This is a genomic window from Microbacterium meiriae, from assembly GCF_032364335.1.
Lineage (GTDB): Bacteria > Actinomycetota > Actinomycetes > Actinomycetales > Microbacteriaceae > Microbacterium > Microbacterium meiriae.
Map to the genome: position 1 here is coordinate 519,500 of NZ_CP133984.1, position 12,727 is coordinate 532,226.

At 70.6% G+C, this 12,727-nt stretch carries 8 protein-coding genes; 6 read left to right on the forward strand and 2 right to left on the reverse strand.

Annotated elements, in window-relative coordinates:
* Window positions 1–8: 8 nt before the first annotated feature.
* Together RI211_RS02360 and RI211_RS02365 are read right to left on the reverse strand one after the other, a co-directional pair.
* Window positions 9–1,349 carry a phenylacetate--CoA ligase family protein gene (locus RI211_RS02360; protein WP_315638116.1) on the reverse strand — a complete coding sequence of 447 codons (1,341 nt, stop codon included), beginning with the start codon at window positions 1,347–1,349 and terminating at the stop codon, window positions 9–11.
* A 43-nt stretch (window positions 1,350–1,392) separates the two neighbouring features.
* Window positions 1,393–3,390, reverse strand: coding sequence for a glycosyltransferase (locus tag RI211_RS02365; protein ID WP_315638117.1), 1,998 nt, complete (start codon window positions 3,388–3,390; stop codon window positions 1,393–1,395).
* Between the two features lie 187 nt (window positions 3,391–3,577).
* On the opposite strand from RI211_RS02365, the gene RI211_RS02370 reads away from it, so the two are divergent.
* The 6 genes from RI211_RS02370 (at window position 3,578) to RI211_RS02395 (ending at window position 12,707) form a co-directional block, all read left to right on the forward strand.
* The gene (locus RI211_RS02370; RefSeq protein ID WP_315638118.1) at window positions 3,578–4,531 is read left to right on the forward strand and encodes a glycosyltransferase family 2 protein; all 954 of its coding nucleotides are present in this window, start codon (window positions 3,578–3,580) and stop codon (window positions 4,529–4,531) included.
* Window positions 4,522–5,241 carry a CDP-alcohol phosphatidyltransferase family protein gene (locus tag RI211_RS02375; RefSeq protein WP_259953558.1) on the forward strand — a complete coding sequence of 240 codons (720 nt, stop codon included), beginning with the start codon at window positions 4,522–4,524 and terminating at the stop codon, window positions 5,239–5,241. Before RI211_RS02370 ends, RI211_RS02375 begins: the two co-directional genes overlap by 10 nt.
* Window positions 5,238–5,855: an arsenate reductase/protein-tyrosine-phosphatase family protein gene (locus tag RI211_RS02380; RefSeq protein ID WP_315638119.1), complete on the forward strand. Its 618-nt coding sequence runs from the start codon at window positions 5,238–5,240 to the stop codon at window positions 5,853–5,855. The genes RI211_RS02375 and RI211_RS02380 overlap by 4 nt, the downstream gene beginning before the upstream one ends.
* Window positions 5,856–6,051: 196 nt before the next feature.
* On the forward strand, window positions 6,052–6,585 hold the full coding sequence (locus RI211_RS02385; RefSeq protein ID WP_187663191.1) for a DUF4352 domain-containing protein: 534 nt from the start codon (window positions 6,052–6,054) through the stop codon (window positions 6,583–6,585).
* A 75-nt stretch (window positions 6,586–6,660) separates the two neighbouring features.
* Entirely contained in the window at window positions 6,661–11,388 is a 4,728-nt protein-coding gene (locus RI211_RS02390; RefSeq protein WP_315638120.1) for a PKD domain-containing protein, read from the forward strand.
* An 11-nt stretch (window positions 11,389–11,399) separates the two neighbouring features.
* Window positions 11,400–12,707 (forward strand): hypothetical protein, encoded by a 1,308-nt coding sequence (locus RI211_RS02395; RefSeq protein WP_187663192.1) that lies wholly within the window; start codon window positions 11,400–11,402, stop codon window positions 12,705–12,707.
* Window positions 12,708–12,727: the final 20 nt, after the last annotated feature.

The following is a 12,727-nucleotide window of genomic DNA, read 5'->3' on the forward strand; positions in this document are numbered from 1 at the left end:
GTCGACGCTCAGACCGAAGGGGGCACGTCGCTGATGATGTACTTCGTCTTGCCGCCCGTGTAGGGCAGGGAGTCGACGAAGTCGGTGCGCACCGGCACCTCGTTCGCGATCCGCTCCTGCAGTGCGGCGACCGCGCTCTCGATCTGCCTCCGCGCCTCCGCGCCGTCACCCTCCACGACGCGGATGGTGATCGAGTGATCGGCGAGCTGGTGGATCTGGAAGAGACGCACGGCTTCCGGGTGTGCGGCGAACATCCCCATGAGGCGGTGCGCGAGCACGGTGCCGCTGGGGAGACGGATCATGTCCGTCGTCCGCCCCTGAGGCTGCTCCATGAGCGGGAGGGCACTGCCGCAGCGGCAGGGTTCCGATCGCAGGATGCCCTTGTCGCCGGTGCGATACCGGATCAGCGGGAAGACCCTGTTGCGCAGATCCGTGATGACGAGGTCACCCAGCTGGCCGGGGGCTGCGGGGGCCCCGTCCTCGTCCACCACCTCCACCCGGCGGACGTCGGCGAAGACGTGGAGACCGTCGCGATGAGCGCATTCCCCGGCGATCCATCCGAATTCGGAACCGCGATACTCGTCGTGGACGGGAGCGCCGAAGACCGACTCGAGCCGTGCGCGGGCGGAGGCCGTGAGCGGCGCCGCCGTCGTCGCGATCGCCTTCGGGATGGGCACGCTCAGCTTCCGGCGCTCCAGGAAATCGGCGAACTCCAGCATCGCTCCGACGTACCCCTCGATCAGGCGCGGTCGCGTCGCGGTGAGTCGTCGATGGAACGCTTCCATCGTCTGCTCCGAGATCAGACCGGCGTCGAGGTAGACCTGAGTGGTGGGCCACCAGGCGAGGTCGTTCTTGATGGTCGCCAGCCGCCCGAAGTTCCAGCGACCGACCCGGGCGAGGTCGTCGTACGGCTCGATCCCCCACCAGGAGTACATCCTCCAGCTCAGGGCCAGAGCCGGCACCCTGGCGTCGTGGAGGGTGGCGAGGGGCTCTCCCGTGCTGCCGCCCGTCAGAGCAGGGCGCGCACTGGCTTCCGTCGCCTCGGGCGTGCGCATCTCCGCCGCGTGCTGCTTGACGGTCGTCCGGTCGAGGATCGGCAACGACGCCCAGGCTTCCGGATCGGTCAGGGAATCCGGGCGGACGCCGAGCTCCCGGTAGCGGGCGCCGTAGAACGCGGAGGAGTCCATGGCGAACGCCGCGATGTCCCGAGCGAGCCTGTTCTGCATACCGGCGAACTCGGCCGGGGCCAAGCGCTCGTTCGAGAGGAGTTCACGGTGGAAGGCTCCCGCTCTCGCCCGTACGGTCGCGGCCTTGGCGCGGAAGAACGCGCCCTTCAGTGATGCGGACATGGATGGAGCCTCTCGTCATTGAGCGGGCGGGTGGGAGGGTGGGTCAGACGCGGTGGCGGCGCCGACGCTTGTGTGCGACGCCCTCGCGGAAGGCGTCCCGGTGGGCACGGCCGGCGTCCGCCCATTCGCGGCGGGAGAGGTCGGGTGCCCCGGTCAGCGTCGATGCCGCCCGCCAGGCCTCGACCACCGCTGCGGCGTCGAGGTCGCCGTCGTACAGGAGCACCCACTCGGCGCCCACTTCGCGCGCCAGCGCCTCATTCGCCTCGTTCCGCGGCACCAGCACGGGCCGTGCCATCGACAGGGCGGCGAGGACGCTGCCCGAGTTGTGCATGAAGCGGTAGGCCAGAACGATCAGCTCGGAGGAGGTGGCGAGCTGGACGAGCTCGGCATCGCTCAGGAAGTCGAGGTGCAGTTCGACGGCGGGGAGACCGGACGTCCGTTCACGGAGGTCGTCGCCGAGCTCGGGGGTGGAGGGGCGACCGCCGATCTTCAGGCTCAGCGTCGGCTCGATCGTCACCGCCTCCGCATAGGCGTCGATGAACCCTTCGAGCCCTTTGTAACGACGCACCCCGCCGAACGATCCCAGCCGACCGGGCACCCGCTCGGCGGAGGGGAACGCGGCGTACCAGTCGCGGTAGTGACCGTGCAGGATGAGGCTGTGCGGCGTGCCCGGAGGGAGCGGCGTCGTCTCGTTGATGACGATCCGATAGTCGGTGTGCCGATCGATGGACCGCAGCAGCCACAAGCGTGGCGCGTTGTCATCGGGAAGCTCGATGTTGTGGACCGTCCGCACCACGGCGATACGTCGAGACAGGCGGTGCCTGGCGACGAGGGCCGCCGTGAGGAGGAACTTGCCGGTGGACTTCCACCAGGTCGATCCGTGGAGCTTGGCCTCGGGCCAGTGCCAGTGGAAGGCGTCGTAGCGGCCGAAGAGGGCGGTCTTCCACGAGAACCGGAGATGCTCCAGGCCCTCCGTCGTCCCCAGGGCCTCGTCGAGCATCTTGTTGTACGGATTCGTCGTGGGGCGCGGGGCGCCGAGGGACTGCATCACGCGGATGCTCGACGCGGATTCGGTCATCGTGTTGTCCTCCGAGGGGCGACGGTATTCGTCGTAGCGGCGGCCGAGAGCGGCGGCGATGGTGCCGCGGCCGCGGTGGATCAGGCGGGTGCCGCGGGCGTGATGGGCGATGTCCGAGGTCGCGGTGCCGAAGGCTCGACGTGCTGCACCGACGACGATCCGGGCGATCCCACCGATCAGGGAGCGCACCCGGAGCAGACCGCGGCGCAGCCTCCCGCGGGTGAGCTGCAGGTCGATGCGGGTACCGGCATTGGCCGAGCTGAACGCCCGCTGCGCCGCCCACGCGCGGCTGAGGCGCGCGGCGACGACGAGGTCCTCGGTCTCGGACTCGTTGCACCAGACGATGCGGCCGCCTCGGCCGACGAGTTCGCGGGTGAAGAGCGTGTCCTCGCCGCCGCCGAGCCCGAGGGACGGGTCGAAGCGCACGCCGAAGCGGCGCACCGCTCGGAGGTCGAGCAGCAGGTTCCCCGCCGCGGCGACCGAGAGCACGGTCCCGGTCGGGCGGGGCGGACGACGGAACGTGCCGGATGCGAGCAGCCAGGGATCGACGTCGTCGTCCAACACGGAGATGACGCGGCCCATGACGGCATCCGCGTCGAACGCGCGCCACGTGGTGATCAGCGCCGAGAGCCAGCCGGCACGGGGGACCTCGTCGTCGTCGATGAAGGCGAGCAGGTCGCGGTCGGCGCACTCGTCCAGCAGCCGGTTCCGCGCGGCCACGATGCCCGGCGTCGGCTCGACGACGTACCGGACGGGCAGGGCGGCGTTCGCGGCCACCTCGCGCGCGGAGCCCGCGGCGTCGTTGTCGACGACCAGCACCTCCACGTCCACGCCGAGGTCCGCACACTCCGCGATCCGGTCAGGGAGTGCGCGCAGCAGCGCCGCCAGCAGCTCCGGCCGTCGGTAGGTGGGTACGCCGATCGTCACGGCGATCGCGTCGCCCGTCCCCGGTCCCCTCGTCATCCGCCTCATCCCCATGGCAGTCGTGCGCCTGTCTCCCCGCGCCGGCTCATCGTACCGTGAACGACGGGTGCGCCGAGCCGCCTCTGGCGTATAGTCGGTGTCCTGGGAGTCGACGCCGGTCGCGACTCTGGGGAATTCGACCGGCGACCCGAGCGGACCGTGTGGGCGGATCCGGGGGGAGGATCGCGTGTCAATCGTGCACGGACGGCTGGCCGTCGTCGTCGTGAACTACGCCTCGGCGCGGCTGCTCGAGCGCAATCTGGTGCTCGTGGAGCGCGAGGCTCGTGCCGTCGACGAGGAGGCCCTGGTGGTCGTCGTCGACAACTGGGCCGGTGCCGCGGAGCGCGAGGCCGCCGTCGCGGTCGCGGAGGCGCACGGATGGACCCTCATCACCCCCGAGACGAACAGCGGATTCGGCGGCGGGGTCAACATCGGGGTCACACGGGCGCTCGCCGACGGCGCGACCGACGTCCTCGTGATCAACCCGGACGCGCACATCGACCGTGCGTCTCTGGGGCGCCTGGCCGCGGTCACCGCGGCCTCGCGCACGACCCTCGCCTCGCCGGTGATCACCGACTCCGAGGGACGCACCTGGTTCGCCGGCATCGACCTCCTGCTCGACGACGGCACGATGCGGGCGCGTCGCAAGCGCCGGGCGGACGACGCGCGCCCCTACGAGCCGTGGCTGAGCGGTGCCTGCCTGTGGATCACCCGCGAGGTGTGGGCGCTCTCGGGCGGCTTCGACGACGAGTACTTCCTCTACTGGGAGGACGTCGACTTCTCGCGCCGTGTGGTCTCGGCCGGCGGGACGCTCGTGCTCGTCGAGGAGGCGACGGCCGTGCACGACGAGGGCGGCACGCAGCGCGCCGAACCCCAGCTCGCGAGGGCGAAGTCGGAGGGCTACTACTTCTACAACATCCGCAACCGGATGCTGTACGCGGTCCGGCACCTCGACGACGAGGCCGTGCACCGCTGGCGCCGGTCGATACCCCGTACCGCCCGCGAGGTGATCCTCCGCGGCGGCCGCCGACAGCTGCTGCATTCCGCCGCTCCGCTGCGCGCCTACGTCCGCGGGGTTCGCGAGGCCAGACGGATCGCGCGCCTGTCCGGCACGGAATCGAAGGGAACGTCATGGTCGTAGACGCCTACCGTCAGCTCGCCAGGGCGCAGAAGGGCCATGCCCGCGGCGCCCCCGCCTACTCGGTCTACGTGAACCGCCGACTCGGACGCGTGCTCGCCGCGCTGGCGTTCCGGCTCGGCCTCACGCCGAACCAGGTGTCGATCATCAGCGCCGTCCATTCGTTCGCCGCCATCGGCCTCATCGCCTTCGCCCCGGTCACGGTGCCGCTCGGGCTGCTCATCGCGCTCCTCCTCGTCCTCGGCTACGCGTGGGACTCCGCGGACGGTCAGGTCGCGCGGCTCCGCGGCGGCGGGAGCCCGCAGGGCGAGTGGCTGGACCACTTCATCGACACGCTCAAGATCGCGTCGCTGCACCTCGCGGTACTGATCGGCCTGTACCGGGTCCTTCCGGAGTCGCCGGCGCTGCTGCTGATCCCGATCGTGTTCAGCATCGTCGCCTCGACCACGTTCTCGGGCATGCTCCTGAACGACCTCCTCAAGGGCAAGCACGCCGTCGCGTCCACCCATGAACGCGGCGGAGGCACCCTGCGACGCTCGCTCGTGCTGCTGCCGACCGACTTCGGGCTGGTCTGCCTCGTCTTCGTCCTCTGGGGCTGGACGCCGGGATTCCTCGTCGCGTACAGCGCGCTCTGCGCCGCCGCGGTCCTGTTCCTCGCGCTCGCCGCGGTGAAGTGGTTCCGCGAGATCGGAAGGCTCGGTGACCCGGCATGACCGGCGGCTCGATCCTCATCGTGTGCGCGGCCAACGTCTGCCGGTCGCCGCTGGCCGAGCTGGAGCTGCGGCGCCGGCTCGGGGAGGGCTCCTCGCTCTCGGTGCGCAGCGCCGGCGTGCGCGCCAACGACGGAGACCCGATCTGCGCCGACGTCGCGTCGCGGCATGCCGACGAGGACTGGCGGGCACGGGCGCAGGCGCATCGAGCCCGCGAGGTCACCCCGGAGATGCTGGCCGCAGCCGACCTCGTGCTGACCGCCTCGCGCGATCTCCGGGGGGAGCTGGTGCGGGCGGCGCCGGAGCACCGCGAGCGGATGTTCACGCTGCGTGAGGCCGCGCACCTCGGCGTCGGGTTCGCGCCCGGCGGCTCCGATGTCATCGCCGACTACGTCGCTCACCTCGACCGGGCACGGACGCGTGCGGTGCCCCTCAGCGGCTCGCCGGGTCGCGGCGGCGGGCTCCGGCGTCTCCTCGGTCGTCGCTCCGTCGAGGACCCTGCCTCCATCGCGGATCGGCACGGGAGTCGGGGTCATGCCGGCACCCTCTCCGAGGTCGAGCAGGCCGTCGACGCGATCGGCGGGCAGCTCGGGAGACAGCGCCGACACTCCTCCTGACCGGAGGGTTGTGGTTTTCCACGGTCCGCACTACCATTAGCCGACGCCGTGTTCTGCATGGCTGGGGGGAAACCGGAGCCGAGGGGGCTCCGGCTGGGGATCTGGGTTCTGGGGAGCTGCAGTGTTCACTGTTTCAGCATGCCGTTCTGGGGACGGCTCATCACGCGCACGCCGTGCGCTTTTCATCGCGCCCGTCGTGGCGCTCGCGCTCGTGTTCGCCGGATGCACGGCGGCACCGGACACCGCGGCGTCGCCGGAGCCCGAGGGCACCAGCACGACCGACTGGACGCCGCCGGCCGATCCCGACGCCCAGGGGCCCACCGAGGCCCCCGCGCTGACAGAGGAGAGTGGTGCGCTGGACGCGGAGATCGCGCTGTCCACCGACATGGTCGTGACCGTCGACGACATCTCGACCACCGAGGTCACCCCCGAGACGCCGGGCGAGTATGCCGGCTCCGCCGTCGTGGTGACCGTGAAGGTCGCCAACGACTCGAAGCGGGCGCAGAGCATCGACTCCGCCGTCGTCAGCCTCGTCACGGACGACGGCGACGTCGGGGTGGCCACCACCGCGGGTCCGAACGAACCTCTCCATGGAGAGCTGGCCGCCGGCGACGAGGCCACGGGAACCTACGTCTTCATGCTCGACCCCACGAAGGGTCGCGCCGTGAAGATCAGCGTGAACTATGCCGCCGGCGAGCCGGTGGCGACCTTCGCGGGCGAGCTCTCCTGAGCCGTGGGCGCGACGACTTTCACCGCGTCTCGTACGTGACATTTTCGAAGAAGAAATCTGGGGCTGGGGAGCAACATGGGTAAGACATCCACTTCGAGGCGGGCGCTGAGCGCACTCGCGTCGGTCGTGACGGCGGCGCTGCTGATCACGGGCATGACCACGCTGGGGGCGACCGGGGCCGCGGCGGCGGATTCGCCGTCGACGCCGCCGCCGCTGCTGCAGCGGAACGACGACGTCGTGACGTCGGATCCGATTCCGACCGTGCAGATCGACAACGGCTACGTGTGGTCGCAGACCACGATCGGGTCGACCGTCTACGCGGTGGGCAAGTTCGACAACGCCAGGGCGCCGCTCGCCGTACCGGGGACCAGCCTCACCGCCCGGTCCAACGTCCTCGCATACGACATCAACACCGGTCAGCTGCTCTCGTTCGCACCGCAGGTGAACGGCGTGATCAAGGCCGTCGCCGCCTCGCCGGACGGCAGCCGCATCTACATCGGCGGCTCCTTCAACTCCGTCAACGGCCAGACGCGCTGGAACTTCGCCGCGCTGGACGCCGTGACCGGGCAGCTGGTGCCCGGGTTCTCGCCCTCGATCGGCGGCAGCGGCGTGTACGCCCTCGCCACCTCGGGCTCGAGCGTCTACGTCGGCGGTCTCTTCACGCAGGGCAACGCGACCCCGCGGAAGAACCTCGCGGCCTTCTCGGCGACGAACGGCGCGCTGCTCAGCTGGGCGCCGCAGACCGACCTCCAGGTCGACGCCATGGTGATGGACCCGGCGGGTCAGAACGTCATCGCGGCCGGCCGCTTCTCCCAGGTCAACGGCGACCTGACGATGCGCGGCACCGTCGCGCTCGACAAGACGACCGGCGCGGTGGACAGCGGATGGGCGCTGCCGCAGACGGTGAAGAACGGCTCGAACACGGGCGCGAACTCGGGCAAGGCGGGGATCTTCGGCCTCGCGGCCGACGCCAACGCCGTGTACGGCACCGGCTGGGTCTACGCGGATGCGGCCACCGGCAACCTCGAGGGCACCTTCGCGGCCGAGGCCGGAAGCGGTCAGGTCCGCTGGATCGCGGACTGCCTGGGCGACCACTACGGCGTCTACTCGACCGGCAAGACGGTCTACACCACCAGCCACACCCACGCCTGCAGCACCATGGGGATGCACCCCGAGCAGAATCCGCGCACGCACCGCTACTCGGAGGCGTACACCGCCGACGCCCGCGGTCTGCTGGGCAACCAGCCCGCCGCCGGAGGCACGTACAAGAACTGGGCCGGGACACCGGCGCCCTCGGCCTACGCCTGGACGCCGGACTGGGCCGTGGGCGTGACCACGGGCATGGGTCAGGCCGGACTCTCGATCACCGGTGCGGGGAACATGATCTCGATCGGCGGCGAGTTCCGCTCCGTGAACAACGGCCGCTTCGAGGGACTCGTGCGGTTCTCCACCAACCCGCCCGGCGGCGCGAAGGACGGCCCTCGGCTGTCGGGTGCGAACTGGACCGGCACGGCGCAGTCGTTCATCCCTGGACGCGCGCGGATCTCGATCCCCGCGAACTGGGACCGTGACGACCTCACGCTGACCTACGAACTGCGTCGGACCGGCGCCACCGCCCCGGTGGCCACCGCCACCGCCCGCGGCACCTGGTGGGACCGCCCCTCGGTGAACCTCGAGGACAAGACGGCAGCTCCCGGATCGACGCAGGAGTACACCGTCGTCGCGAAGGACAGCGCGGGCAACTCCGTCTCCAGCCAGGCGATGAGCGTGACCATCGCGGCCGGTGCCGTGTCGAACTACGTCAACGCCGTCACGGCGGACGGCCCGCAGCTCTACTACCCGCTCGGCACCGCCGCGCAGGACTGGGCCGGGTCCAACACCCCCGTGTTCGGCACGGGCGTCACCGCCTCGACCTCCGGGGTGGAGAACACGGCGACGGGCGCCTCGACCTTCACCGGGACGAGCGCGGGACGCGTGGCCTCCGGGAGCAAGATCGCCGCGCCGTCCGAATTCTCGACCGAGCTCTGGTTCAAGACCAACACCATCAGCGGCGGCAAGCTGATGGGCTACGGCGCCGCGGCGTCGGGCGAGTCGACCAGCTACGACCGTCATCTCTATATGACGAACAACGGGCGTCTCGTCTTCGGCACGTACAACGGCAGCACGCAGACCGTCCAGAACGACGCCGCGCTCAACGACAACGAGTGGCACCACGCCGTCGCGTCGCAGAGCGCGGAGGGGATGAAGCTCTACGTCGACGGCAAGCTGGTGTCGTCGCTCGCGGGGGCCACCACGGCGGAGAACTACACGGGATATTGGCGTATCGGCGGAGACAACCTCGCCGGATGGCCGTCCGAGCCGAGCTCCAAGTACTTCAAGGGGTCGTTGGACGAGGTCGCGGTCTATCCGTTCGCCCTCACGGCGACCCAGGTGAAGACGCACTACGGAATCGGCAAGGGCTTCCAGGCCCCGACCGCTGCCTTCACCGCCACGCCGACCGACCTCGCCGTCGCGTTCGACGCGGAGGCTTCGGCGCCCGCGGGCTCGGCGACGATCGCCGGCTATCGGTGGGACTTCGGCGATGACTCGGCGACGGCCACCGGCAAGACGACGAGCCACACGTACGAGGCGTCCGGCACCTACACGGTGGCGCTGACCGTCACGGACAGCAACGGACTCGCCACCACGGCGGAGAAGCAGGTCGTGGTGAAGGCACCGAACGTCCTGCCGACGGCGGCCTTCGAGACGACGGCGAACGGGCTGTCGGTCTCGGCCGATGCGTCCGCCTCGACGGACTCTGACGGCTCCCTCGCCTCCTACGCATGGAACTGGGGAGACGGCACCACTTCGACCGGTCAGGTCGCGACGCACGTCTACGCCACGCCGGGCACCCGCACGGTGACCCTGACGGTGACCGACGACCGCGGCGGGAGCGCGTCGACCACACGACAGGTCGAGGCGACGCATGCCGACCCGGTCGCCGCCTTCACCGCGACCGCGTCGGGGCTGAGCGTCAACGTCTCGGCAGCCGGATCGAGTGCGTCCGACGGCGCGACGCTGTCCTATTCGTGGAACTGGGGCGACGGGTCTCCCGCCGGTTCCGGGGCCACGGCAGGCCACACGTATGCCGCGGCCGGCGCGCATGACATCACCCTCACCGTGACCGACAGCCTCGGCGCGTCCAAGGCCGTCACGAAGACCGTGACCGTGACCGCGCAGGTCTTCGCCGCGTCCGACGCGTTCGGTCGCGTCGTGTCCAGCGGCTGGGGCGCCGCCGACAAGGGCGGCACCTGGGCGCCGATGAGCGGCTCCGCCGCAGCGCTCTCCGTCGGCGACGGCGTGGGCAAGGTCAACCTGACACCCGGTGACACCAGGGAGATGCTGCTGCAGGGCACGTCCCTTCTCGACACGTCCGCGCGGATCACCTACACCCTCGCCTCCGGGCCCTCCTCCGGGGCGGCGTACGAAGGTCTGGGCGCACGGCGCTCCGGGTCCTCGGGCTACCGGGCTCTCGCCTGGCACCGTCCTGACGGCACCACCTGGCTCGTGATCCACCGCAACGGCACGGCGATCGCCAGCACCGCCGTCTCCGGTCTCTCCTGGAGCGCGGGCAGCTCGTTCTCGCTCCTGATGGAGACGACCGGGTCGTCCACCACGACCATCCGCGCCAAGCTGTGGGCGGCGGGGTCGGCGGAGCCCGCCAACTGGCAGCTCACCACGACGGACGCGACGCCGGCTCTGCAGGTCGCCGGTGCCCCGACGGTGTTCTCCTACCGGTCGGGCAGTGGCACCGGCACCAACCTCGCCAGCTTCGACGACTTCACGCTGAAGAACCTCGGCACGCCGGCGCCGGAGCCCGAGCCGCAGCCCGAACCGGAGCCCGCGAACGTCGCTCCCACCGCCGCGTTCACCGCGACCGCGACGAACCTCACGGTCGCCGTGGACGGCAGCGCCTCGACCGACTCCGACGGCACGATCGCCTCGTACGCGTGGGACTTCGGCGACGGGACGACCGGCACCGGTGCGACCACCAGCCGCACCTACACCGCGGCGGGGACCTACACCGTCACCCTCACGGTGAAGGACGACAAGGGCGCCACGCACACCACCAGCAAGCCGGTGACCGTGACGGCGCCTCCCGTCGACCCGCAGCCCGAACCCGAACCCGAACCCGAGCCGCAGCCGGCTCCGGTGGCGGACGACGGCTTCGACCGCACCGCGGGGCCCGGCTGGGGCACCGCCACGGTCGGCGGGGCGTGGACGATCGCCGGCGGTTCGCAGGCGGCGGCGACCGTCGCCGACGGCCAGGCGAAGCTGAATCTCATCGCCGGCGACACCCGGCATGCGACGCTCAACACCACGTCCGTCGCCGATGCGGTGCTCGAGACACAGTTCCGGGTCGATCAGGCCCCGGCCGCGGGTGGCGCCTACGTCGGCGTGATCGCGCGGCAGTCGGCGGCCGGGAAGTACTTCGTCCGCGCCTGGCTGCGTCCTGACGGCACGGTCTGGCTCGTCGTGCACCGCGAAGGGACCGTCCTGCGCACGCAGGCCGTGCCCGGACTGGTGTGGGCCGCGAACACCTCGTACAACCTCGAGGTGTCCGTGACGGGGACGACGTCGGCGACCCTCTCCGCCAAGTTCTGGCCGACGGAGACGACGAAGCCGGCAGCCTGGCAGATCACCACGACCGACGCGGCACCCCTGGGTGCGGGTGCGGTGGGACTGAGCGGCAACCGCTCCGGCAGCGCGACCGCGCCGCTCGGCGTGTCGTTCGATTCGTTCCGCGTCACCGCACCGCAGTAAGATCCTGACGCATGGCCACTGCTGTCCCGATCGCGCTCCTCGCCTTCGGTGGAATCGCGGCAGTGGCCATCGTCGTGTTCGCACTCCGGCTGCTCCCGCGTACCGCCTTCGTCGTGTGGGCGGTCGTGCTGTTCTTCGTGCCTCTCTGGGTAGGGGTGAACATCAGCTTCTACTGGGCGGCGATCACGCTGCTCACCGTCCTGCTGATCATCGTGAACTGGTCGGTGGTGCCGTTGCGGGCGGCCGATGCCTGGGTCGCCGCGTTCGTCCTCGTCGTCGTCGGGTTGTACGGGTTCGGCACGGTCGACCTCGCCTCCCTCGTGGCATCGCTTCTCGAGTGGGTGATCCCCTACATCTGGGGGCGCGTGGTGCTTGCTCGCGTGACGACCGAGTGGATCACCTCGACGATCGCGGTCGTGGCGATCGTGGCCGCCGCTCTCGCGGTCGTCGAGTTCCTCACCTCCTTCAACCCCTTCGTCCTCATCCCCGGATCCGGCGTGGTGTACGACACATGGAGCCCGCTGCAGGAGCGCGGCGGGGTGCTGCGTGCGGAGGGGGCGTGGGGGCACTCGATCGCGCTCGGCGCCGCGCTGGCGATGTCCTCCGCGTTCGTCGTGGCGACGCGATGGCGACTGTTCCCGAAGATCACCGGCATCGTGCTCATCGCCACCGCCACGGTCTTCACGTTCAGCCGGGCGGGCCTGCTCACACTGGTGTTGACACTCGTCCTGTCCACCTTCCTCATCGTCGGGGTATCGACGCGCTTCCGGGTGACGGTGGCCGTCGCCGGGGTGATCGGCACCGCGATCGTCATCCCCGTCATCGATTCCGTCTTCGGTGCCGCGGGGGACGAGGCCGGAGGCAGCGCCGACTACCGCACGGACCTGCTGGTCCTCCTGGAACAGGTGCAGCTGTTCGGGAACCCCGGCGACTGGCATTCCCTCGTCTCCGGCGACTACTACCTCGGATACTTCGCCCGGTCGGTGGACAACGCGCTCGTGCTCACGCTCCTCCGGTACGGGTACGTGCCGACCCTGCTCATCATGGCGGCCGTCGTCTGCGCGGCGCTGATGGCCGTGCGGCGCTCGACGCGGAGTCCCGCCGCCCTCGCCGTCGTCGGACAGCTCCCGAGTCTGGTCGTCGTCGCCCTCATCACGCAGTACAGCATGTTCCTGTGGTTCTGCGTCGGACTCGCGGTGACCTGGGCGCGCGACGCCGGAACGCGATCCACCACCGCGGAAGAGGCCTTCCTGCGGGATCTCGGGACGGCGTCACCGCCGGCGACGACCGGACCCGCTCCACAGGTGCGGCAGACGTGAACGGGCCGTGCAAATGGCTC